This window comes from Ferrovibrio sp. GW821-FHT12B10 (assembly GCF_058807515.1).
Genome location: NZ_JBXAQT010000001.1, coordinates 455,104 through 478,447, shown reverse-complemented (window position 1 = coordinate 478,447; position 23,344 = coordinate 455,104). Strand labels below are relative to the sequence as shown.

The following is a 23,344-nucleotide window of genomic DNA, read 5'->3' as shown; positions in this document are numbered from 1 at the left end:
CAGATGCAAATCTACAACTAAGGGGTTGTAGTTTCACCGGTCTTGACCTCTTCGCGGTTGGCAATCTGTTGCATCTCAGTCGCAGTAGCCTGATTGACCAGATGATCGAGATCAATGACCGAAACCATGCGTTCCTCGCGCGCCACGAGCGCCTTGAGAAAGCGGTGATCGGTGTTCATGTCGGTCTGCGGCACCGGCTGCAATTCCCGCTCGTTGATCGACAGGATATCGGAAACGGAATCGACCAGCAGACCGAAGGTGCCGGTGCTGGCCACCACGACGATCACCACATGCATGCTGGTCGGTATGGTGCGGCCGCCACCGAAGCGCACGCGCAGGTCATAGATCGGCACGACGGCGCCGCGCAGGTTGATGATGCCGCGAACGAAGTCGGGCGTATTGGGCAGGTTGGTCACTTCGGTCCAGGCGCGTATCTCGCGGACGCTCAGGATATCGATGCCGAAGTTCTGGGCATCGATGGCGAAGGTCAGATATTCGTTGCTGCCCGACAGATCGGTGCCTGCGGGGCTGCCCTGCCGCTGCACGGTGGTTGAAAGCTGCGTCATGATCCCTCCTGCATGCCGTCGCCGTCACGGAACCAAATTTATCTCAGATTTCGCTTGTAACGGGCCGATTAATTCATTGTTGTAAGACCGTCCGTCTAAAGATTTCAAGGGAGGAAGGGCCAGTCATGCAACTGCCCGTCAATACATTCAAGCGCGCCCTCAAGGAAAAGCGCCCCCAGATCGGGCTTTGGTGTTCGCTGTGCAGCAATATCGTGGCCGAAATCCTGGCCACGGCTGGTTTCGACTGGGTTGTGCTGGACACCGAACATTCGCCCAATGAGGTTCCCATGGTGCTGCAGCAGCTGCAGGCCATGCAGATCGATGCCAATACCTGCAGTCCCGTGGTGCGTCCGGACTGGAACGACACGGTGAAGATCAAGCGCTATCTCGATATCGGGTCGCCGAACCTGATTCTGCCATTCGTGCAGAATGTCGAGGAGGCCAGGAAGGCCATCGCCGCGACCCGCTATCCGCCCCGCGGCGTGCGTGGCGTGTCGGGCTCGCAGCGCGCCAACCGCTATGGCCTCGTGGAGAACTATCACGCCAAGGCCGACAGCGAGATTGGCGTCATTCTGCAGGTGGAGACCAAGGAAGCTGTCGGCCGGATTCCGGAAATCGCTGCAGTCGACGGCGTCGACGGCATCTTCATCGGTCCAGCCGACCTGTCGGCCAGCCTGGGCCACTTGGGCAATGCCGCCCATCCCGAGGCGCAGGCCGAGATCATGCGGGCGCTGAAGCTGTGCCAGGATGCTGGCATGCCGGCCGGCATCCTGGCGCCGAACGAGGATGACGCGAAACGGTATCTCGATGCCGGTTTCACCTTCGTCGCCGTCGGCGTCGATCAGGGCCTGCTGACCAAGGCCACACGCGATCTGGCCAAGCGCTTCCGCGTCCATGTCGGGCGCAGCTAGCAGTCAGCGTTTGCGGCGAACCCAGAAGCGGTAGCAGTTCGCAAACAAATCCGGGTGCTCGGTCTCGACCGCCGTCCAGTGGTCGAGATTGATCGCCTGAGGGTCGTCCGGGAAGCGGGTGCGATAACCGGTCAGTGCCTTGGGTGAGGTGAACTCGAAGCCCAGGAATTCCAGGCCGGCGCCATCGACCAGCTGCTGCAACTGCTGCGGCGTATAGCGATGCTCCTGACGATGGAACACGAGGTCGCGCAAGTCGCTGAGCGCGTAATAGGCGCTCGACACGCCCAGCCGGCGCGACAGCTTGGGGTGCAGCGTCGGCAGGTCGGCGCGGAAGCGGCGCACTTCGTCGGGACTGTCGCCATAGCCGTGCTGCGCGATCAGGTCGCGCGCGGCGACCACGTCGCGGCGGCCCAGTTCGCTATACAGGCCCAGCATCATGTAGCCATCGGGCTTGAGCAGGCTGACCAGCTGGGCCAAGCCGGCGGCCGGCTCGCGCAGGTGATGCAGCACGCCAAAGCTTTCGATCACATCGAACTGCCGGCCGATGCCGCCCAGCTTCAGGATATCGGCCTGGGCGAAGTCGACGTTCTTGATACCTAGCTCGTCGGCTTTGCGCTTGGCATAGGACAGGCTGGTGCGGCTCAGGTCGATGGCCAGCACCCGGGCGTCGCTGTAGCTGGTGGCGGCCAGGATTGCATGCAGGCCGGTGCCGCAGCCGGCGACCAGCACATCGGGATGATCGGTGCGGCTGGCTGTAATGGTCTGGAACGGCAGGGCCGATCGCAGCCGCACCGGTACGCTGAGCGGCGTGCCAAAGACCGGCTGGTGCCAGCGCGGGAAGGGGCTTTCCTCATACATTTCCTGCACGGCGACGCTGGTGCGGTCTTCAATCGGCACCAGCGTCGGCAGGGTGGCGGCGATGCGTCGCTCGGCCAGCGGCTCGTCGATCTGCTGGCGCTTCAGTTCGGCAAAGGCCGAGGGCCAGCTGGCTTGCGCCAGCCGTTCCGCATCATGGCGGCGATAGAGCGGGCGATAGAGGGCATAGACGGCGAAAAGAGGTGCGGCCGTGGCCGGGTCGGCTTGGTCGAGCAGGCTGTTCAGCTGCTCAAGCGGCGGTATCTCCATCGCCTCGAAGGCATCGAGATATTCGCTGCGGAAGGCTCGGGTCGCCATCAGGACGATCAGGCGCGCATAGCGGGGCAGTATGTCCGGCTGTTTCAGTGCCAGGATCAGCAGACCGCGCCGCAGGGCGATCAGACGGCGCTCGATCAGTGGGTCGCAGACCAGGCCATGCTCCAACCACTGCGCCAGACCGGGAGTCAGCAGCGGGTCGGGGCAGTCCGCCCGCGCCAGCAGCATCGCGACATCCTTCTGATGCTTCGCATCAACGATCGAGAGGGTGATAAAGACCGGATCAAGACGGATGGCGCTTTCAACCAGCGGGGCCAGGTCGCGCGGTTCGACGCCCGGCGTGCCTAGCAGCGTCAGAATCGCGGCGAGCAAATGGGGATCGGTGCGCTTGGTCCGAAGGTCGCGCAGCGAGCGGGCGAAGCCGATCTTGTAGCGCGGATTATCGGGGGCGAATTCATAGGCGCGGCCCAGATAGCCCATTGCCTGTTTTGAATCGCCCTTGGCCATCAGGGCATAGCCGAGCATGTAATTGGTCTCGGCATTCTTGTGATCGGCGTTAAAGGCGGTGATCAGTGCACCGATGGCGCTCTCAATCTCGCCCTCGGCGAGGAAGATGTGACCGAGTCCGATATAGGGGTCGGGCATGGCCTGGTTCAACACGATGGCCGAACCGAAGCTTTGCTTTGCTGCCTCGCGGTCGCCAGCCGACAGGAAGATATGGCCAAGCGTGAGGTGATAGCTCTCGAAATGGAAGTCGATCTTGATGGCGCGTTCGACCAGGTCGCGTGCCGCTTCCAGATGCCCGCGCTGCAGGGCGATGTAGCCCTTCATATGCAGGGCGTCGGCGAAATCGGGTTCCTGGGCCAGCAGGGTGTCGAGCATCGGCTCGGCCTGCCCGAACTGGCCGGCGTCGATAGCGCGCATTGCTGCGCGCAACATGGGCAACAGATGGGCCTTGGCGGCAATGACGGCGGGATCAGGAAGCGACATTTCGCTTTGCAGCAGGATACAGAAGGTGATTACTCTAGCTATTAGTAAGGGGAACGCCCAGTCGGAGCAAACATAATGAAAACAACGCCCGTGGTTTCGGCCGATCTGGCCAAGTCCGTCTTTGCCGTGCCGCCGCTCGCCCGCTATGCCGACCTGACCCTCAACGAGGATGCGAATCGGCAACTGATCGCCCATATGGAGGCCGGCGGCATCCGCAGCCTGATGTATGGCGGCAATGCCAATCTCTACAATCTGCCGGTTGGCGAATATGCCGAGATGCTGGATTTTCTGGTCGATGCGGTTGGCCCGGATACCTGGCTGATCCCGTCCTTCGGCCCCGATTACGGCAAGCTAATCGACCAGGCGAAGATTCTGCGCGGCTCGAAGGTGCCCACCGCGATGGCGCTGCCGATGACCTTCCCGGCGACGTCGGAGGGCATCGAGACCGGTCTGCGCCGTGCTGCCGTCACCATGGGCAAGCCGGTTATTCTCTATATCAAGTCAGACAACTACATCGTCCCCGATGCCGCCGGCCGGCTGGTGAAGGAGGGCGCGGTCTGCGCCGTCAAATACGGCACCGTGCGGCCCGATCCGGCGCAGGACGAGTATCTGAAGCGCCTGCTCGACCATGTCGATCCGAAGCTGGTGATCAGCGGCATCGGCGAGCGGCCGGCGATCACGCATCTGCGCCAGTTCGGTCTGGGCGGCTTCACCTCGGGTTCCGTCTGCATCGCGCCGCGCGGCTCGATGGCGATCCTGCGCGCGATCCAGCGCCAGGACTGGCCCACGGCCGAACGCCTGCGCGAAGCTTTCCTGCCGCTGGAGGATCTGCGCGACGGCATCAGCCCGATCCGCACGCTGCACGATGCGGTTACACTGTCGGGCGTTGCCGATATGGGGCCGATGCTGCCACTGCTGACCGGCCTGAATGCCGCCGATCGCGCCCGCGTGCAGCCGGTTGCCCAGGCGCTGAAGGTCTGGGATTCGTCGCTGGAGGATGCAGCGCGTGCGGCGGAATAGGATCAGTTGATCCGGCGCAGGATGGCGGTCGCCTTGTCATCCGGTTTGGATGGATCGGTTCGCGTGGCCGCCAGCGTGCCGTCGGTGGCGGGCTGAATCTCGAATACGTAACGCCCGCTGCGCCAGGCTGCACCGTTGCCCGTGCGTTTGACCGTCACCTCGATATTCTCCGGTGTTTCGGACACCAGGCCCAGGCCAGAGCGATAGAGGCCGCGGAACGATCCGTCACGGTCGGCGCTGAAGGCCAGCAGGGTAAAGCGGCCGTGGCTCCAGGTGGTCTGCCACAAGCCTGCGAAGGCATCGCCATCACGGCGCGCGAAACCATCGGGCAGGGCGATCTGGAATGTTGCCATGGCGGCGGCGCTCTCATCGCAGGGCGGCGTATTGCCGGTTTCAACAAAGATGTAGATGCAGGGGCCAAAGCGGCGGGCGAAATTCCAGGTCTGCCCGGCACCATGCCCTTTCAGGTTGGCGACCGCTGGTTGCGCGATCACCAGGTTGGGCACGCCGTATTTCGTTAGCGCCGCGGCGACCCAGGGTGCACGGATATTCGGGCTCTGGCCTTCGTAAAAATCGTCCTCATCGAAATAGGCGACAGCGATCCTGGCTTTCTTGCCGTCGTATTTCTCCCAGATGGTGCGCATGGTGAAATCATTTGCCCGCCAGTTCGTGCTGGCGGTAGAGCCGCTGTAGCTGCCATGGGCGGCCGGTGCGGTAGCGATCACGGCATCCACCTCATAGCCATACCGTACGGCTTCGATCGAGGCGTAGGCGCCTGCCGATTGTCCCATCAGCACGATCCGCTTATAGCCCATCACCTGGGCCTTCTCGATGCCGGCGCTGACGATCTGCAGCGCGCGAGTGCGGTCGTCGCTGCCCCAGCCGCGATAGAGGCTGTAGACATCCCAGCCCTGCTGGGCGAATTGCAGCGCCAGCGGCGAGGCCTTGTCGCTGGCGGCAGTATTGCCGCGACCATGGTTCCATATCACCAGGCCTTTGGCCTTGGCCGGCCCCAGCGTCGGCGGGGCGGCAACGCTGTATTCTGCCGGGCTGAAATCGTAATTCTTACCCTCGATCATGGTCTGGCTATGCGCTGACGGCGGCACCAGTGTGGTTGCCGCCATGACAAGATGCGCCGCCGCATACAATGCGGTTCTCATGGTCTTCCCCCGTCCATCATGCAGGGAAACGATGCCGGGCTGTTGCTGGGCGCTCAAGCGGAAAGCCGTGAATAACGGCGTGAAATTGCGTGAATTGGGCGTCAAAAAGCAAACGGCCCGGCGATGGCCGGGCCGCTGCGAGGGATGCGGAAGCGCTCAGGCTCAGACCTTGGCGGTTTCGGCCTTTTTCTTTTCTTCCTCGACCAGCTCTTTCTTGGAGAGCTTGCCGATCAGGGTCTTGGGCAGGGCTTCACGGATTTCCATGTCGACCGGCATTTCATGTTTGCCTAGCTTGTCCTTCAGGAAGTCCTTGAGCTGGTCGAGGTTCAGCTCCGCGCTGCCGGGCTTCAGCTTGATGAAGGCTTTGGCCGACTGGCCGCGATACTGGTCGGGGATGCCGATCACCGTGCATTCCTCGACGCTCGGATGCTCGTATATCGCTTCCTCGATATTGCGCGGATAGACGTTGAAGCCGCCCGACAGGATCATGTCCTTCTTGCGGTCGACGATGAAGATATAGCCTTCCTCATCCATGTAGCCGACGTCGCCAGTATGGAAGCGGCCGCCGGCAAAGGCTTCAGCCGTCGCCTCAGGTTTGTTCCAGTAGCCCTTCATCACATTGGGTCCGGTGATGCAGATTTCACCGGTTTCGTTGACGCCCTTGAGCTTCAGGGGATCTTCCACATCGACGATCTCGATGGTCACGCCCGGCAGAGGCAGGCCGCAGGAGCCGCGCTTGCGTTTGCCGCCATAGACGGTCTGAGTGCCGGCGGGCGAGGTCTCGGTCATGCCCCAGCCCTCGATCATCTTGTGGCCGGTCACTTCTTCGAACTTGTCCTGCACTTCCACCGGCAGCGGTGCACCGCCCGAGGCGCAGAACTTCAGCGCCGAGAGGTCGTAATCCCTGATGTTGGGCAGGTTGACGATGGCGGCATACATGGTTGGCACGCCGGGGAAGATGCTGATCTTCTTCTTGTGCAGGTCCTCGATCACTGCCTTCAGTTCGAAACGCGGATGCAGAATGAATTCCGCACCGATGGTCAGCATGCGCAGCAGCACCGCGCTCAGGCCATAGATGTGGAACATCGGCAGGACCATCAGGCAGCGTTCCTTGCCTTCGTTCATCTGTAGCAGCGGATTGCCGTCGGTCCAGCTGGCATACATATGCACGGTGGCGGTGATGTTGCCGTGGGTCAGCATCGCGCCCTTGGGCTGGCCGGTGGTGCCGCCGGTATACTGCAGGATCGCCACTTCCTCGGCCGGGTCCTTCACCGGATGCGGGGTGTAGCGGCCGTCATTGGCGATCAGGTCGGCGAAGCGGACATGCTTGTCGTCCTTGGGGATCTGGGCGATCTCCTTGCCCTTGGCCAGCGGAAACAGCAGGTTCTTGGGGAAGGGCAGCACGTCAGGCAGGCGACCGATCACCACCTTCTTCAGGCGGGTGCTGCCGACCATCTTGCCGATATTGGTGTAGAGCGCCTTTAGGTCCAGCGTGACAATGATATCAGTTTGGCTGTCCTCGATCTTGTAGCGCAGCTCGCGCTCGGCATCGAGCGGGCTGTAATTCACCACGCGGCCGCCGGCCTTCAGGATGGCGAAGAAGCAGATGACATAATGCGGCGTGTTGGGCAGGAACAGGCCGACATGCACGCCCGGACCGACGCCGAGCTGCTGAAAGCCCTTGGCGGCGCGATCAACCAGGTCGGAGATCGCGGCATAGGTATAGCTCTTGCCCATGAAGTCGAGGAAAGGCTGCGGCGCGAACCGGGCCACGGCATCGTCGAGCAGCGTCCAGATCGGACGGGCCTGGAAATTCTGCGTCCAGGTGACGCCGGGCGGATAGGATTTTTCCCAGAACGGTGCAGTCATTGTTTTGCTTGCCTCCCCAGACAGCGGACCGGCCGCGTAGGGCCGGGTTGATGAACCCATTCTAGGAAGCAGGCGGGGTCGGCGCAACGTGGCGCAACGTCAGCCTAATTCACTTCATCTGGCCATTCCTGAGGCAGGGTTGCACCGCGGGACGCCCGCTGGCACACTCAGGGGCAAGTTATTCCCTGTATGAGGCCAGAATGGGCGGCGCCAAGGATATGCGGGCGGAGCGCGATCGTTTCGTCGCCTTTGCCTTCTCGGCCGCCGACCTGATGCTGGAAGTGGGGGCGGACGGCAAGATCGGCTTTGCCTCCGGTGCAGCCCGGCTGATGGCTGGCTGCGAGGCCGAGACCCTGCTCGGCCAGAGCTTTTCCGCCCTGGTCGCCGAAGTCGACCGCCATTTCGTCATGAATCTGCTGGGCGGCCTGGCCGTTGGTGGCCGTATCGATCCGGTCACGGTGCAGCTTCTGCGCTTCGACGGCAGCACCGGACCGGTCTGCGTGCTGGGCGGCTGCTGCCTGCCACGCCAGGAAGGCCGGTACTACCTGACGCTGTCCAACGCCCGCCTGCCGCTGGCCGAGGCGGCCCTCCAGAACAAGCGCGACTACCAGGCCAGCCTGCTCGATGCCGAGGCATTCGAGGTTCGCGCCGGCGAGCGGCTGAAGCTCGCTCGCGAGCTCGGCTCCGAGGTCAAGCTCACCCTGATCGAGATTGTTGGCCTGAAGACCCTGACCGAGACCCTGGGCGAGGGCAGCCAGGCCCTGATCGACGACGTCGATGCGCTGATGCGGACCCGGTCGATGGGCGGAGATACCGCCAGCCGCATCGACAATGGCAAATACGGCATCCTGCATGCCGCGCCACTTGACCAGGATGCCGTCGCCGAACAGGTGCGCGATCTGGTGCGGCAGTCTGGTGGCGACAGCACCGAGGTCGATGTCCATGGCGCCACCCTCGATCTGCATGCCAAGGGCATGAGTGACGAGGATGCCGTCAGCGCCATGGCTTTCGCGGTGGATCGCTTTGCCAGCGATGGCGCGGCCGGCTTCACGCTGCAATCCACCGAAGACAGCCTGAAGGCGCTGCTGCAGCGCACGGTGGCGCGTGTGCAGGCCTTGCGCTCGGCTGTTTCCAGCCGGCAGTTCCAGTTGGTGTTCCAGCCGATCGTGCGGCTCACCACCCGCACCCTGCATCATTACGAAGCGCTGTCGCGGTTTGAAGATGGCGGCTCGCCGTTCGAGACCATCCGCCTGGCCGAGGGCGTACATCTGATCGGCGAATTTGATCTCGCGGTCGTGCAGCGTGTCGTCACCATGCTCTCAGAACGCCGCAAGCAGGGCGATACGCTGGATATTGCAGTCAACTTGTCAGGCCACAGCCTGGAAAGTGCCGTTTTCATGGCGGCGCTCCGCGAAATCACCACGGCCGAGCCAAGCCTGCGCAAGCATCTGATCTTCGAGATCACGGAATCGACCCAGATCACCAATCTTGTGCATGCCGCCAATGCCGTACGTCAGCTGCGCGAGGACGGCCATTCGGTCTGCCTCGACGATTTCGGCGCCGGTGCGGCGTCATTCCCGTATCTGCAGGCACTCGAGGTCGATTACGTCAAGATCGATGGCGCCTATGTGAAGGCGCTGCAGACTCAAGGGTCGCCGCGCGACCAGGCCATCCTCAAGGGCATGGTCTGGCTCTGCAAGGAGCTGCGCATCGGCACGGTGGCCGAGATGGTGGAGACCGAGGATCAGGCGCGTCTGCTGCTCGATTTCGGCATTGACTATGGCCAGGGCTATCTGTTCGGCCGGCCCGAAGCCGAGCCCAGGCTGGAACCCCTCCGTCTTGACGATCCAGACCAGCCCGGCAATCACCGCAACCCGAACGACTTCAAGTTTAAGCGCGGCTTCTAGCCGCGCAGTTCCACCCGCCCGTGATCCAGCACCACCACGTCGCGCTCGACCAGCCGGGCGCGGAAGGACACGATGTTGCCGTCACGCCAGATTTCCGTGTGGATGGTCTCGCCGGGGAAGACCGGCGCCGTGAAGCGGGCGTTGATATCAGCAATGCGTGACGGATCATGGTCACAAGCGGCTTTCACGATGGCGCGCACCGCGACGCCATAAGTGCATAGGCCGTGCAGGATCGGGCGCGGGAAACCGGCCGCGTCAGCAAAGGCCGGTTCAGCATGCAGCGGATTGCGGTCGCCGCACAGCCGGTAGAACAGCGCCTGGTTCGGCTGGGTTTTCAGCGTCACGCCAGCATCAGGCTGGCGATCCGGGATTTTGTGCGGAGGCGGAGGCATCTCTTCCGGTTTGCGCACCGGGCCGCCGAAGCCGCCATCGCCGCGCGCAAACGTCGTCGACAGCAGCGTGGCGAGCTTCTCGCCGGTGGCGGCATCGCTCAGAGCATTCTCCACCAGCATGATGGCGCCCTTGCCCGCACCCTTGTCGAACACATCCCGGATGCGGATTTTCGATTTCACCCGCGCAGCCGGCGGCATCGGCTTGTGGATGGTGATGCGCTGCTCGCCATGCACGACTTTCACATAGTTGATTCCGGTGCGCGGCGTCCAGCTATCGTCCCAGGTCACCACGGTGGCGAGGCTAGGCAGAGCACGCAGGTTCTTTTCAAACACAAAGGGCAGTTCGTCCAGGTCCATCGGGTCCTGGCCCATGCCGGTGCTTAGCGCATAGAGCATGGTCTCGCGGTCGGTGTAGGTCACCTCGCGGGCCGGAATGTCGAGCGCCAGCAGTTCCTCATAGACAATCGGCATGCTTCCTCCGTTTAATCTTTCCCGAGACTCTAGCGGCGCAGACCGCGGCAGACCAGCCTTGACGCTACGTCAGGGCATCTTGGGAGAAAACGATGAGCTACAAGACCTTCGATTTCAGCGTGGCCGATCATGTGGCAACGATCGTGTTCAACCGCCCCGAGAAGGCCAACGCGATGATCCTGCCGTTTTGGCAGGAAATGGTCGATGTCTTTGCCGAGATCGATGACCGGCCCGACATCCGGGCCGTGGTGATTGCCTCCACCGGCAAGACCTTTACCGGCGGGCTTGATCTTTCCGCCTTCGCGCCGATCACCGGCGAGATGATGAAGGGTGATCGCGGCCGGGTGGGCGAGCAGATGCGTCGTACGGTGGCTGAGCTGCAGGAAAGCTTCGCCGTGATCGACCGGTGCCGCGTTCCGGTGCTGGTGGCCATTCAGGGCGGCTGCGTCGGCGGCGGCGTCGACCTGATTTCAGCCTGCGACATGCGCTACTGCACGGCGGATGCCTGGTTCTGCATTCAGGAGATCAATATCGGCATGACCGCCGATGTCGGCACGCTGCAGCGCCTGCCACATCTCATTCCATCTGGTCTCGTGCGCGAGTTGGCCTACACCGGCCGGCGGCTGACAGCCGAAGAGGCGAAGCAGTCGGGCCTGGTCAATGCGGTGTTCGGCAGCCAGGAGGCGATGCTGACCGCGGTCATGGAGACCGCGAAGACCATTGCGGCCAAGTCGCCGCTGGCCATCCACGGCACAAAGGAAATGCTGAACTACACCCGCGACCACAGCACGGCAGATGCGCTGAACTACATGCAGGTCTGGCAGGCCGGCATGTTCCTGACGCCCGACCTGATGGAAGCGATCACCGCCAACATGGAAAAGCGCCCGGCGAAATTCGACGACATGCTGCCGGCAAAGAAGTTGGTGCAAAAGCGGCGCTAACTGACGCCCAGCACCTTCCAGATGCCCTCCGAGGTCAGCACGATCTTGTCGTCCACGGTCGCCGTGCCCTGGATGAAGATCAGGCTGCGGGTCTGACGCACCAGGCGGCTGCGCATGATCACGAAATCGCCCGGCTTCACGGCGGCGACAAACTGGTTGTTCAGCGACACGGTGGCGCAGCCCTTGCGCTCGACCAGGTCCCAGACCACCCAGCCCAGCGTATGGTCGGCGAAGGTCATCAGCATGCCGCCGTGCACCACGCCGCGCGAATTTGTATGCCGCTCCTCGGCTAGCAGGCCGTAAGCCGAGGAATTGTCGGCCTCGCGCCGCACCCAGATCGGGCCGACTTCGCGGGTGAACGGGCCCTGGCCGGAGCGCTGTTTCCAGCCGTCGGCAGCCGGATCGTATAAAGTCATAAGCACGGTTCCTTTACGTTACCCCGCGAATTGACCAACCGAATCACCGGAATGCAAGACTCCTGAGGGGCTTCCCCAGCGTCACGCGCTTGCCTGCCGCCGCCGGCGGTCTTACCTTTTGTCCGACAAGGGAGAGAAACCGCCATGGATCTCGAATTCACGGCTTCAGAGCGCGCATTCCGCGAGGAGGTGCGCGACTTCATTCGCGACAACCTGCCGCCGAAGCTGGCCGAGAAGGTGCGGCGTCAGATTCACCTGTCCAAGGAAGACTTCGTCGCCTGGCACAAGATACTTGCTGCGCGCGGTTGGTCGGCGCCGCTCTGGCCGAAAGAGCATGGCGGCCCGGGCTGGTCGCCGGTGCAGCGGTACATCTTTGACGAAGAATGCGCTGCTGCCGATGCGCCGCCGCTGGTGCCGTTCGGCCATGCCATGGTCGGGCCGGTGATCTATACCTTCGGCACCGACGAGCAGAAAAAGAAATACCTGCCGCGCATCCTGTCGATGGAAGACTGGTGGTGCCAAGGCTATTCCGAGCCGGGTTCGGGCTCCGATCTCGCAAGCCTGCGAACCAAGGCCGAGAGCGACGGCGACCATTACATCGTCAACGGCCATAAGATTTGGACCACCCAGGCGCATCACGCCAACATGATGTTCTGCCTGGTGCGCACCGATTTCGAGGCCAAGGCGCAGGAGGGCATCTCCTTCCTGCTGATCGATATGACCGATCCGGGCGTCACCGTGCGGCCGATCATCTCCATCGACGAGGGCCACAGCATCAATGAGGTTTTCCTCGACAATGTGCGCGTGCCCAAGGCCAACCTGGTCGGCAAGGAAGGCAAGGGCTGGACCTATGCCAAGTTCCTGCTGGGCAACGAGCGCACCGGCATCGCCGAAGTCGCGACCTCGAAGCAGCGTCTGAAGCGCCTGAAGGATATCGCCCGCGCCGAGCAGTCTTATGGTGCGCCGCTGCTGCAGGACGAAAGCTTCCGCAGCAAGGTTGCCGCCATCGAGATCGACCTGCTGGCGTTGGAATACACCAACCTGCGGGTGCTGGCGGCCGAGAATGCCGGCAAGGGTGTGGGGCCGGAAGTGAGCATGCTGAAAATCCGCGGCTCTGAAATCCAGCAGACCATCACGGAGCTGGCCTGCGAGGCGCTGGGTTATTACGCGGCACCCTACGAGCATCGTGCCGACGGTTCGAACCAGCCGCCGGTCGGACCGGACTATGCGCAGGGCCGCATGGAAAGCTACCTCTATTACCGTGCCACCACGATCTATGGCGGCAGCAATGAAATTCAGCGCAACATCATTGCGAAAATGGTGCTGGGCCTCTGATCAAGCCGACTTAAAGCGAAGAAAGAAGAGAACGTCACATGGATTTCCAATTGTCCGAGGAACAGACCCTGCTGGCCGACAGCGTCGAAAGCTGGCTGCAGGACAAGTATGACTTCGAACGCTGGCGCAAGCTGGTGAAGACCGATCTGGGCTACGACCAGGCCAACTGGAAGACCATGGCCGAACTGGGTTGGCTCTCTATCCCGGTGGCAGAAGACTTCGGCGGCATGGGCGGTGGTGCGGTGGACGTGGCCCTTCTGGCCGAGCGTTTCGGCAAGCATCTGGTGGCCGAGCCGTATTTCTCTACCGTGATTCTTGGCGCCGGCCTGATCCAGGCTGCCGGCGATGACAAGCAGAAGAACGAGTGGCTGCCGGCCATCGTCGAAGGCAAGGCCAAATGGGCTTTTGCCTTTGCCGAGCATGGCGCGCGCTATGCACTGAACGAGGTCGAGACCCAGGCCAAGAAGGGTGCCGATGGCTGGACGCTGGATGGCAAGAAGATTGTCGTCCAGGATGCCGCGAGCGCTGATTACATCATCGTGCTGGCGCGCACCGCCGGGAAGCGCGACGATGCGCAGGGCCTTGGGCTCTTCGTGGTCGAGGCGAACGGCGCTGGCGTGGTGCGGCAGGATTACCGGACCGTCGACAACAAACGCGCCAGCGACATACGCTTCGATCATGCGCCGGTGAAGGCCGTGCTGGGCGATCCGGCCAAGGCTTTTGCCGTCGTGGAAGCGGTGATGGATCAGGCGATCTCCTACATGGCCGCCGAGGCCGTTGGTGCGATGAGCGCGCTGCATGAAACCACGCTGGCCTACGTGAAGCAGCGCAAGCAGTTCGGTCGGGCCATCGGCGAGTTCCAGGTGATCCAGCATCGCCTGGTCGACATGATGATGCAGGTGGAAAGCGCGCGTTCGCTGGCGCTGCTCGCGAGCCTGAAGGCTAATGCCGAGCCGAAGGAGCGCGCCAAGGCCGCTGCCGCGGCGAAGGTGCAGATTGGCCGTTCGGGCAAGTGGGTTGGCCAGCAGGCCGTGCAGGTGCATGGCGGCATGGGTATGACCGACGAGCTGAATGTCGGCCATTACTTCAAGCGCCTGATGATGATCGACACCACCTTCGGCAATGCCGATCACCACCAGCGGCGGTTCGCGGCGCTCAGCGACTGATCTGTCGGTCGCTTTTTGAACCATGGCAAAAAGGCCGGGTCGTGAAACGCCCGGCCTTTTCTGTGAGCGCCCTGCTGAAACGGCGCGGTTTCTGAGGCTTTTCGACGAAGCTTGGCTAGTCTTTTCGTCAAATTCGCTTGACCCTGACGGCCGTGCGGACGAGGCTAAGTGCATAGACCCGTGTGCCCCCGTGGCATGCGCCGAGGAAACGCTCGCCATGGCGGATCACTCAGCCGCACCCGCTTCAGCCGCTCCGCCGGAACTTCAGCCGGACCGGATCAACACGATCAATCAGCGCCTGTTCGAGACCTCGCTCGACCTTATCCTGGTTGTGAGTCGCACCGGTGAGTTCTTCCGCGTCAGCCCGAGTGCAAAAGCCATCCTCGGCCGCGATCCGGAAGAGATGGTGGGGCGCAGCGCAGTCGGCTTCATCCATCCCGACGACCTGGACAGCACACGCGAGGAAATGCGCGCCGCCCGCAAGGGCAAGCTGATGCGCAATTTCCAATGCCGCTACATGCACAAGTCCGGCCATCCGATCATGCTGATCTGGACCGGCGTATGGTCGGAAGAGACGGGCCAGCACTTCTTCATCGGCCGCGACATGACCGAGCGGCTGGCCATCGAGGAACGCCTGCGCCATCTGCAGCGGCTGGATGCCGTGGGCCAACTCACCGGCGGCATCGCCCATGATTTCAACAACATTCTGGCCATCGTGGTCGGTTGCCTTGATCTGCTGGCCGACCAGCCCGGACTGGATGCCGAAGGACACAAGTTCGTGCAGGACGCGCTGCATGCCGCCAACAGCGGGGCTGAGCTGACCAAACGACTGCTTGCCTTCGCACGTCAGCAGCCGCTGGCGCCGCGCCGCGTCGATGTGAACGAGCTGTTGCGGCGCTTCGCACCACTGCTGCGTCGCACGCTGGGGCAGGATATCGAGATCCGACTGATGCCGGCCCCCGATGTCTGGGCGGTCTTCATCGATGCGGCCAACCTTGAATCCGCGGTGGCCAATCTGGCGGTGAATGCACGCGACGCCATGCCGGGTGGCGGCCGGCTGATCATCGAAACCGCCAATGTCACGCTGGATGAGGTCTATGCCCACAGCAATCCCGGCGCCGAGTCCGGCGATTATGTGGCCGTGTCGATCACGGATACCGGAACAGGCATCCCACCGGCGGTGATGGAGCATATCTTCGAGCCGTTCTTCACCACCAAGGAGGTCGGGCGCGGCAGCGGCCTTGGCCTGAGCATGGTGTTCGGTTTCCTCAAGCAATCGGGCGGCCATATCAAGGTCTATAGCGAGCCGGGCCATGGCACGACCATGCGGCTCTATCTGCCGCGCGCCGGCGGCGCCAAGGCCGAGGCGCAGGAGGTGGCCGAGGAGCAGGGGCGCCGGCTGGCCGAGCAGAAAGTGCACACCATTCTGGTGGTGGAGGATAACGAAGGCATCCGCAACGTCGCGCTGATGCATCTGAAGAAGCTCGGCTACAAGACCATCGAGGCTGAGAATGCGGGCGAGGCGATGCGCCATATCGACAGCGGAACGCCCATCGACCTGCTGTTCACCGACATCATCATGCCGGGCGGCATGAGCGGCTATGATCTGGCGCGCGCCGCGCGCAAGCGCCGTCCCGACCTGAAGGTGCTGTTCACATCAGGCTTCCCCGGCGCGGTCTTCCCCGACAACTTGGAACATGATCCGGCGATGATGCTGAGCAAGCCTTATCGTGCGCAGGACCTGGCGCAGAAGCTGGTGGCGTTGCTGGATTGAAGGCATGAAAAAGCCCGGTCGTTTGCACGGCCGGGCTTTTTGGGAAACCGGAACGTCTGACAGGTCAGGCGGCGTTGATCGCCTTCACTGCTTCGACGGCGCTCTCCGGGTTCCAGTTCGTATAGGCCTGCGCGCAATGCGATGCGCAGTAGGGCTTACCGGGCAGCGACACATGGGCGCAGAAATCGAAATCCGTGGTCTTCGGATCGCCGATCGGCCACTTGCAGCGCGGACCGCTCGACGGCGTCAGTGCCGCCAGCATGGCGGCTGTCAGCTGCGGCTGGCCGGCATGCCCGCCCGAAGAGGACTGGACCGGGCCAGAGCCGTCTTCGCTGCGCGGCTGAGCCGGCGCGCGCGGTGTTGAAACCCGGTGATGGACGGCTTCACCGCTCCCACCACCCGATGATCCGCCCCCGGAGGACTGGCGCGGCTGGGCCGGCTTGTCCGAGCGCATGATTGGCGAGGCCCGCTTAGCAAGACCGATGCGATGGGCCTTGCCCACCACGGCATTGCGGGTCATCCCGAGCTGCTTGCCGATCTGCGTGATCGACTGGCCAGCTTCCCAGTGTTGCACCAGAAGCTTAACCTTCTCGTCTGTCCACACCATATTTAGCCCCCGTTCTTGGCATTGGCCGCTAGATGGAGTAAAGGCGCCAAAATCGGTTTGGGGTCAACCGGACTCTTACAATCATCCACAAGAATCTATGGAAATGCCTGTGCTAAGCCCTTAGCTAGACGGGGCCGAATCGGAGTTATCCACAGATGAATGCACCCGAAAAGCCGATGGTAATCCTTAAGAGTCAGGAGCGAATTCCCGTGCCAGACGCGACCGCTCTGCGCAGTGACTACCATAGGCAGGGCTATGCGGTGGTCCGGGGCCTGTTTAGCCCCGGAGAGGTGGCGCAGATTGCCGCCGCTTTCGACCGAATCCAGGCTCGGGGCCTGGAGCGGGGCCGCAGCTGGCGCCATGGCAACCTGATGTACCGGATGGGCGAGGATCCCAATCTGGGCCGCATCCTGCGCATGGTGCAGTGGCCAAGCTGGGAGGATGCCGCGCTGGACGCCGTCCGGCTCGACCCGCGCTTTGCCGCCGTGCTGGGCCCACTGATCGGCCATGACCTCAAGCAGATCATCAACCAGATGCACTGGAAGCCGCCGGGCGCGGTGAAGGCGGATTTCGCCTATCACCAGGACAGCCGCTTCCGCCGGCCATCGAGCGCCTTCCGCAACCTGGCGACCTCGTACATCCAGACCGGACTGGCCATCGACGCCCATACCAAGCAGAGCGGGGCCATGCGCATCATCCCAGGCAGCCATACGCGCGGGGATCTGGGGCTGGGCGGCGACGGGCCGATCCTGCAGCAAAGCCTGCAGGACGAGGCGCTGCTGGCTGCCGGCCTCGATCCGGGCGGCGTGGTCGACCTGCTGCTGGAACCGGGCGACCTGGCGCTGTGGTCGCCCTATCTGGTGCATGGCTCGGGGCCGAATGTCTCCGGGCAGGACCGTCGTCTCTATATCAACGGCTATGTCACCGCCGCCGACTGCGATCGCGGCGAATGGGCCTTCCGTGACGGTCGGCCGGTGGCGCTGGGGCCGGAACCGGCGCTGGTGCATTTCGAGGGCCTGCGCGAGAAGCCTGGGCCGCATTTCCTGGACGATTGATTAGCCGCGGCCGGGATGTCACGGTAATCCCATGACAAATCCGAATCCCAGCGGCAGTTTTTCGTTCGATCTCGTCATCTTCGGCGCTACCGGCGACTTGGCCCTGCGCAAGCTGCTGCCAGCCCTCTATCACCGCGATGTCGCCGGCCAACTGAATGATGATGTGCGGTTGATCGCGGTGGCGCGTGCCGCCATGAGTGAAGGCGATTATCGGGACATGGCACGCAGCGCGCTCACCACACATGTCGCCGCCGACGATTTTGACGCCGCCCTGGCCGAGCGCTTCCTGGCACGTTTTAGCTATCTGGCGCTGGATGCGGACCAGCCCGATGATTACCGCGCGCTGAAGACATTGCTGAATGGCGACAGTAACCGCGTGCTGGTTTTCTATCTTGCCATGGCGCCGCGCTTCTTCGGCACCATCTGTACCCACCTCGCCGCGGCCGGGCTGAACAGGGCCGAAGCCCGCGTGGTGCTGGAAAAGCCGATCGGCCATGATCTGCCTTCGGCCCGCGCCATCAACAATGCTGTCGCTGCCGCTTTCCCCGAGACCCGCGTCTTCCGCATCGACCATTATCTCGGCAAGGAGACGGTGCAGAACCTGATGGCGCTGCGCTTTGCCAATGCGCTGTTCGAACCGGTCTGGCATCGCGGCGTGATCGATCATGTGCAGGTGACGGTGGCCGAGAAGATCGGCGTCGAGGGCAGGGCGGATTACTACGACCACGCCGGCGCGCTGCGCGACATGGTGCAGAACCATCTGCTGCAGCTGCTCTGCCTGGTGGCGATGGAGCCGCCAAACGCCTTCAATGCCGATGCGGTGCGCGACGAGAAGCTGAAGGTGCTGGAGGCGCTGCGCCCCATCGCCGAGCGCGAGATCACCGACAAGACCGTGCGCGGTCAGTATGCGCGCGGCGCCGTGGATGGCGCCGCTGTGCCTGCCTATGACGACGAAGTCGGCCACCTGAGCAACACGGAAACCTTCGTGGTGGTGAAAGCCGAGGTCGAGACATGGCGCTGGGCCGGCGTGCCCTTCTATCTGCGCACGGGCAAGCGCCTGCCGGTGCGTCACTCCGAAATCGTGGTGCAGTTCCGCCCCGTCCCGCACCTTATCTTCCCGGGCGCGACGCGCGATGTGGCGCCGAACCGGCTGGTGATCCGGTTGCAGCCCGATGAAGGCATCTCGTTGCATATGATGACCAAGGTGCCGGGGCCGGGCGGTATGCGCCTGCGCACGGCGCCGCTGAACCTGAGCTTCGCCGAAGCCTTCCATGGCCGGCAGCCCGATGCCTATGAGCGGCTGCTCATGGATGTCGTGCGCGGCAATCCAATGCTGTTCATGCGCAGTGACGAGGTCGAGGCCGCCTGGCGTTGGATCGAGCCGATCCTCGCCGGCTGGCAGTCGTTAGGCGCCGACAGGCCGAAGAGCTACACCGCCGGCAGCTGGGGACCGTCGGCCGCCAGCGGGTTGATCGAGCGCGACGGCCGCACCTGGCACGAGGACATGCGTTAAGCCATGCCGGCTTTGTTGGAGACGCTGCGCGACCGGCTGGGGCCCCATGTGGGGCAGGTGGACGAGTTCGCCGGCCGCGTGCGCCTGCAGACACTGGTCTTGCTGCGCTGGATCGCGATCATCGGCCAGCTGCTGGCTATCCTGTTCGTGCATTTCGGCTTGGGCTTCAAGCTGCCGCTGCTGCCCTCGCTGACCGTGGTCGCCATCTCGGCGCTGCTCAACATCGTCCTCTTCATCATCTACCCGACGGCGAAACGCCTGAGTGCCGCCGGTGCAGCCGGCTATCTAGCCTTCGATCTGGTTCAGCTCGGTATCCTGCTGTATCTCACCGGCGGCATCGATAATCCTTTCACCGTGCTGATTCTGGTGCCGGTCACCGTCTCCGCCACCATCCTAACGCTGCGCTCCACCGTCATCCTCGGCGCGTTGGCGTTCGTCATTACCGTGATCATGACGGTGCATCATTTTCCGCTGCCTTGGGGCGATCCATCGGAAGTGCTGCAACCGCCGCTGCTGCAATGGGGCAATCTCATTGCGCTGGTACTGGGTACGCTGTTCATCGCGGCCTATGCCTGGCAGGTGGCCGAGGAAGCGCGGCGCATGTCAGACGCGCTGGCCGCAACGCAGATGGCCCTGGCGCGTGAGCAGCAGGTGTCGGCGCTGGGCGGTTTGGCTGCGGCTGCCGCGCATGAACTGGGTTCGCCGCTGGGCACCATCGCCGTTGTCGTGAAGGAGATGGCACGCGAATTGCCGCCGGACAATGCCATGGCCGAGGACGTCGCGCTTCTTCAGAGCCAAGTTGAGCGTTGCCGCGAAATCCTGGCGCGCCTGTCGCGCCGCCCATCCGACAGCACTGACCAGGAAGCCTTCTCCGATCTGGGCATCGCCAATCTGATCGAGATGGCGGCACAGCCCTGGCGTCGCGAAGCGATCCAGTTCTCGGTGGTGCTGACCAGCGAGGGCAATGCACCAAATCTGCCGCGGCGCCCAGAGATCATCCATGGCCTCAGCAATCTTCTGCAGAATGCGATGGAATTCGCGCGTCACGCTGTCGCAGCCGAGATCGGCTGGGACGACAAAACGATCCGCTTGCGGATTCTGGATGACGGTCCGGGGCTGAATGTCGACATCCTGTCGGCGCTGGGCGAACCCTATGTGACCAGCCGGCCGGACAGTGGCGGCATGGGTCTCGGTGTATTCATCGCTATGAACTTGTTGCGCCGCAGCGGCGCGTCGGTGGCTTTTGCCAACCGGCCGGGCGGCGGCACCCAGGTCACCGTGATCTGGCCGCGCGAGACAATGAGCCGCCCCGTGTAATGCTTTGCCTGAACCCCCGGCCGGGCTAGAGTGAGTCGCTATGACTGAGATGACCCTTCTGATTGTCGATGATGATGAACCGCTGCGGATGCGGCTGGCGCGCGCGATGGAGAAGCGCGGCTATCAGGTGCAGACTGCCGATAGCGTCGCCACCGGCATCCAGATGGCGCGTGCCAAGCCGCCGGCCTATGCCGTGGTCGACCTCAAGTTGGGCGATGGCAACGGCCTCGATGTGGTCAGCGCCATCCGTTTGGCTCGTCAGGATGCCCGTGTGGTGATGCTGACCGGATACGGAAACATTGCCACCGCTGTCGCTGCCGTGAAGGCTGGTGCGGCCGACTATCTGCCCAAGCCGGCCGATGCCGACGATGTCGATCGTGCGTTGCGTGTAGGCAATGCCGCGCATCCGCCGCCGCCGGACGAGCCGATGTCAGCCGAGCGTGTGCGCTGGGAGCATATCCAGCGGGTCTTCGAACTCTGCGACCGCAACGTCTCGGAAACCGCGCGCCGGCTGAAGATGCATCGCCGCACTCTGCAGCGCATCCTCGCCAAGCGTTCGCCGCAATAGGCGGCCTCCATGTTTATCGGGCAGGCCAGCCTGCCGCCGGGCTTACGCGTCTATGCCATCGGAGACATCCATGGCCGCGTCGACCTGCTGGATCAGCTGCATGGGTTGATCGAGGCGGATCTCAAGACTGCCCCTGAAAAAGCCGTCATCGTTTATCTGGGCGACTACGTGGATCGCGGACCGGACTCCCATGCGGTGATCGAGCGGCTCTGCCGGCCGCGGTTCGCCAATGTCGAGACCGTGGCGCTGCTGGGCAATCACGAGGACATGCTGCTGCAGTTTCTCGATGCGCCTTATGGTGCCTCGCTATGGCTGGCCAATGGCGGCGACGCAACCTTGCGCAGTTATAAGGTCAAGGTGCCTGCCTCCTATGACGAACTGCTGTTCACTCAGCGTGCCCTGATGGGGGCGATGCCCCGACATCACAAGCAGTTCCTGATGGGGCTGGCAGAGCAGGCGCAGTTCGGCGATTACCTGTTCGTCCATGCCGGAATCAGGCCTGGCCTGCCGCTGGACCGCCAGAGCCGAGAGCACATGATCTGGATCCGCGATCTGTTCCTCGATTCGGTGGTCGACCACGGTATGATCGTGGTGCACGGCCATACCATCGTGCATGAGGTGGAGTGGTGTGAGAACCGCATCGGCGTCGATACCGGGGCCTATACCACCGGTCGGCTGACCGCCCTGGTGCTGGAAGGGCCGGACCACCGCCTGCTGCAGACCTGATAATCGAGCACAGGACTGGCGTTAAGCCCCTGTCCGGTGTACGAAAAAGCTATGTCTGACTTGTCTGCCGATCTCGCCGATTTCTCCGCTGCCCGGGTGCTGGTGGTGGGCGATGTGATGCTCGACCGCTTCGTCTACGGTGGAGTGGAGCGCATCTCGCCTGAAGCGCCGATCCCGGTGATGCAGGCCGAGCGCGAGATCGCCATGCCCGGCGGCGCCGGCAATGTCGCCCGCAACATCGCCGCTCTGGGGGCCCAGGTGTCACTGTTCGGCCTGGTGGGCGATGACGTCGCCGCCGATCATCTCAACGAGGCGCTGGCGCTGGAACCCAATATCCTCGCGCAACTGGTGGTGGACGAGACCCGCCGCACCATCGAGAAGACCCGCTATATCGGCAGCCGCCAGCAGCTGCTGCGTGTCGACCGTGAAAGTCGCGCCGCGCCGTCGGACGAGGCTGTCGATGCCCTGATCAAGGCCGCGACCGAAGCCCTGAAGGATTGCGCCGTGCTGGTGCTGTCGGATTACGCCAAGGGTGCGGTCTCGGAAGCTGTGATCAAGGCGCTGATCAAGGCTGCAGCCAAGCTGAACAAGCCGGTATTGGTCGATCCCAAGGGCAGCGACTATCGCCGCTACAAGGGCGCGCATCTGGTGACCCCGAACCGCCAGGAAGCCGCGCTCGCCAGCGGCGAGCCATGCGACTCTGATGCCAGCGCCGTGACGGCCGGCCAGAAGCTGAGCGAACAGGCGGGCATCGCCAATGTGCTGATCACCCGTGGCGCTGCCGGCATGACTCTTGTTCAAGGCAAGGACCATCCTCTTCATCTGGCGGCTGAGGCACGCGAAGTCTTTGATGTCTCCGGCGCCGGCGACACGGTTGTGGCCACCATTGCCGCAGCGCTGGCCGTTGGCCGCTCGCTGCCGCAGGCCGCGCGTCTGGCCAATGCTGCCGCCGGCATCGTGGTGGCCAAGATCGGCACGGCGGTGGTGCACCCTGAAGAATTGCGCGCTGCCCTGCATATGCCCGATCCGCATGGCATCGACGCCAAGGTGATGACGCGCCAGCAGGCCAGGGACCGTGCCGATCTGTGGCGCAGCCGTGGTGAGCGCATTGGCTTCACCAACGGTGTCTTCGACCTGCTGCATCCCGGCCATCTGGCCCTGCTGGCGGAAGTGCGCGGGCAATGCGACCGTCTCGTGGTTGCCATCAATGCCGACAGTTCGGTGAAGAAGCTGAAGGGTGACAGCCGCCCGGTGCAGGATGAACGCCATCGTGCCCAGATCCTGGCGGCGATGAGCATCGTCGACATGGTGCTGATCTTCAGCGAAGACACGCCGATCCCGCTGCTGGAACTGATCCGGCCCGACCTGCTGGTCAAGGGGGGCGACTACACCGTCGATCAGGTGGTGGGCGCTGATCTGGTGCGGGCCTATGGCGGCGAAGTGCGGGTTTCGCGCCATGTCGCGGGCCAGAGCACCACGGCGACCATCGCGCGTCTGCGCAGCTAAGAG

20 protein-coding genes are annotated in these 23,344 nt (G+C 63.4%); 13 read left to right on the top strand and 7 right to left on the bottom strand.

What is annotated here, in order from left to right; genetic code table 11:
* Positions 1 to 17 precede the first annotated feature (17 nt).
* On the bottom strand, positions 18 to 566 hold the full coding sequence (locus AC1RRT_RS02535) for a chemotaxis protein CheW (RefSeq protein ID WP_493012080.1): 549 nt from the start codon (positions 564 to 566) through the stop codon (positions 18 to 20).
* Positions 567 to 691: 125 nt separating this feature from the next.
* Between AC1RRT_RS02535 and AC1RRT_RS02530 the strand changes: the two genes are divergently transcribed.
* Positions 692 to 1,477, top strand: a complete 786-nt coding sequence (locus AC1RRT_RS02530) for an HpcH/HpaI aldolase family protein (protein ID WP_493012079.1) — start codon at positions 692 to 694, stop codon at positions 1,475 to 1,477.
* A gap of 3 nt (positions 1,478 to 1,480) precedes the next feature.
* Here the strand turns inward: AC1RRT_RS02530 and AC1RRT_RS02525 are convergent, their stop codons facing one another.
* A complete protein-coding gene (locus AC1RRT_RS02525) occupies positions 1,481 to 3,598 on the bottom strand; it encodes a methyltransferase domain-containing protein (protein ID WP_493012078.1) in 2,118 nt (705 codons plus the stop codon).
* Between the two features lie 75 nt (positions 3,599 to 3,673).
* Here AC1RRT_RS02525 and AC1RRT_RS02520 point away from each other — a divergent pair, with 75 nt between their 5' ends.
* Positions 3,674 to 4,618, top strand: coding sequence for a dihydrodipicolinate synthase family protein (locus AC1RRT_RS02520; protein ID WP_493012077.1), 945 nt, complete (start codon positions 3,674 to 3,676; stop codon positions 4,616 to 4,618).
* 2 nt (positions 4,619 to 4,620) lie between these two features.
* Here the strand turns inward: AC1RRT_RS02520 and AC1RRT_RS02515 are convergent, their stop codons facing one another.
* Together AC1RRT_RS02515 and AC1RRT_RS02510 are read right to left on the bottom strand one after the other, a co-directional pair.
* Positions 4,621 to 5,778 (bottom strand): alpha/beta hydrolase family protein, encoded by a 1,158-nt coding sequence (locus AC1RRT_RS02515; RefSeq protein WP_493012076.1) that lies wholly within the window; start codon positions 5,776 to 5,778, stop codon positions 4,621 to 4,623.
* 162 nt (positions 5,779 to 5,940) lie between these two features.
* A complete protein-coding gene (locus AC1RRT_RS02510; protein ID WP_493012075.1) occupies positions 5,941 to 7,647 on the bottom strand; it encodes a long-chain-fatty-acid--CoA ligase in 1,707 nt (568 codons plus the stop codon).
* A gap of 200 nt (positions 7,648 to 7,847) precedes the next feature.
* On the opposite strand from AC1RRT_RS02510, the gene AC1RRT_RS02505 reads away from it, so the two are divergent.
* Complete coding sequence (locus tag AC1RRT_RS02505) at positions 7,848 to 9,554, top strand: EAL domain-containing protein (RefSeq protein WP_493012074.1); 1,707 nt, start codon at positions 7,848 to 7,850, stop codon at positions 9,552 to 9,554.
* Here the strand turns inward: AC1RRT_RS02505 and AC1RRT_RS02500 are convergent.
* Positions 9,551 to 10,417, bottom strand: coding sequence for a MaoC/PaaZ C-terminal domain-containing protein (locus AC1RRT_RS02500; protein WP_493012073.1), 867 nt, complete (start codon positions 10,415 to 10,417; stop codon positions 9,551 to 9,553). The two genes, AC1RRT_RS02505 and AC1RRT_RS02500, sit on opposite strands and share 4 nt — an antisense overlap.
* Positions 10,418 to 10,509: 92 nt before the next feature.
* Here AC1RRT_RS02500 and AC1RRT_RS02495 point away from each other — a divergent pair, with 92 nt between their 5' ends.
* Positions 10,510 to 11,358: a crotonase/enoyl-CoA hydratase family protein gene (locus AC1RRT_RS02495; RefSeq protein WP_493012072.1), complete on the top strand. Its 849-nt coding sequence runs from the start codon at positions 10,510 to 10,512 to the stop codon at positions 11,356 to 11,358.
* Here the strand turns inward: AC1RRT_RS02495 and AC1RRT_RS02490 are convergent.
* Entirely contained in the window at positions 11,355 to 11,774 is a 420-nt protein-coding gene (locus AC1RRT_RS02490; RefSeq protein ID WP_493012071.1) for a PaaI family thioesterase, read from the bottom strand. The genes AC1RRT_RS02495 and AC1RRT_RS02490 overlap by 4 nt on opposite strands.
* A gap of 144 nt (positions 11,775 to 11,918) precedes the next feature.
* Between AC1RRT_RS02490 and AC1RRT_RS02485 the strand changes: the two genes are divergently transcribed.
* The 3 genes from AC1RRT_RS02485 (at position 11,919) to AC1RRT_RS02475 (ending at position 16,049) form a co-directional block, all read left to right on the top strand.
* Positions 11,919 to 13,109, top strand: a complete 1,191-nt coding sequence (locus AC1RRT_RS02485; protein WP_493012070.1) for an acyl-CoA dehydrogenase family protein — start codon at positions 11,919 to 11,921, stop codon at positions 13,107 to 13,109.
* A gap of 38 nt (positions 13,110 to 13,147) precedes the next feature.
* A complete protein-coding gene (locus tag AC1RRT_RS02480; protein ID WP_493012069.1) occupies positions 13,148 to 14,275 on the top strand; it encodes an acyl-CoA dehydrogenase family protein in 1,128 nt (375 codons plus the stop codon).
* Positions 14,276 to 14,492: 217 nt separating this feature from the next.
* Positions 14,493 to 16,049, top strand: coding sequence for a hybrid sensor histidine kinase/response regulator (locus AC1RRT_RS02475; RefSeq protein ID WP_493012068.1), 1,557 nt, complete (start codon positions 14,493 to 14,495; stop codon positions 16,047 to 16,049).
* 64 nt (positions 16,050 to 16,113) lie between these two features.
* Here AC1RRT_RS02475 and AC1RRT_RS02470 read toward each other — a convergent pair whose 3' ends face one another.
* Positions 16,114 to 16,656: a GcrA family cell cycle regulator gene (locus tag AC1RRT_RS02470; protein ID WP_493012067.1), complete on the bottom strand. Its 543-nt coding sequence runs from the start codon at positions 16,654 to 16,656 to the stop codon at positions 16,114 to 16,116.
* A gap of 155 nt (positions 16,657 to 16,811) precedes the next feature.
* Here AC1RRT_RS02470 and AC1RRT_RS02465 point away from each other — a divergent pair, with 155 nt between their 5' ends.
* Genes AC1RRT_RS02465 through hldE form a run of 6 tightly spaced genes read left to right on the top strand, consistent with a single transcriptional unit; the run spans position 16,812 to position 23,341 of the window.
* Entirely contained in the window at positions 16,812 to 17,711 is a 900-nt protein-coding gene (locus AC1RRT_RS02465) for a phytanoyl-CoA dioxygenase family protein (RefSeq protein WP_493012066.1), read from the top strand.
* A 31-nt stretch (positions 17,712 to 17,742) separates the two neighbouring features.
* Complete coding sequence (gene zwf, locus AC1RRT_RS02460; protein WP_493012065.1) at positions 17,743 to 19,224, top strand: glucose-6-phosphate dehydrogenase; 1,482 nt, start codon at positions 17,743 to 17,745, stop codon at positions 19,222 to 19,224.
* Positions 19,225 to 19,227: 3 nt separating this feature from the next.
* The gene (locus tag AC1RRT_RS02455; RefSeq protein ID WP_493012064.1) at positions 19,228 to 20,541 is read left to right on the top strand and encodes an ActS/PrrB/RegB family redox-sensitive histidine kinase; all 1,314 of its coding nucleotides are present in this window, start codon (positions 19,228 to 19,230) and stop codon (positions 20,539 to 20,541) included.
* A gap of 40 nt (positions 20,542 to 20,581) precedes the next feature.
* Positions 20,582 to 21,109: an ActR/PrrA/RegA family redox response regulator transcription factor gene (locus AC1RRT_RS02450; RefSeq protein ID WP_492981746.1), complete on the top strand. Its 528-nt coding sequence runs from the start codon at positions 20,582 to 20,584 to the stop codon at positions 21,107 to 21,109.
* 9 nt (positions 21,110 to 21,118) lie between these two features.
* Positions 21,119 to 21,835 carry a metallophosphoesterase family protein gene (locus tag AC1RRT_RS02445; RefSeq protein ID WP_493012063.1) on the top strand — a complete coding sequence of 239 codons (717 nt, stop codon included), beginning with the start codon at positions 21,119 to 21,121 and terminating at the stop codon, positions 21,833 to 21,835.
* A gap of 51 nt (positions 21,836 to 21,886) precedes the next feature.
* Complete coding sequence (gene hldE / locus AC1RRT_RS02440; protein ID WP_493012062.1) at positions 21,887 to 23,341, top strand: bifunctional D-glycero-beta-D-manno-heptose-7-phosphate kinase/D-glycero-beta-D-manno-heptose 1-phosphate adenylyltransferase HldE; 1,455 nt, start codon at positions 21,887 to 21,889, stop codon at positions 23,339 to 23,341.
* Positions 23,342 to 23,344 lie beyond the last annotated feature (3 nt).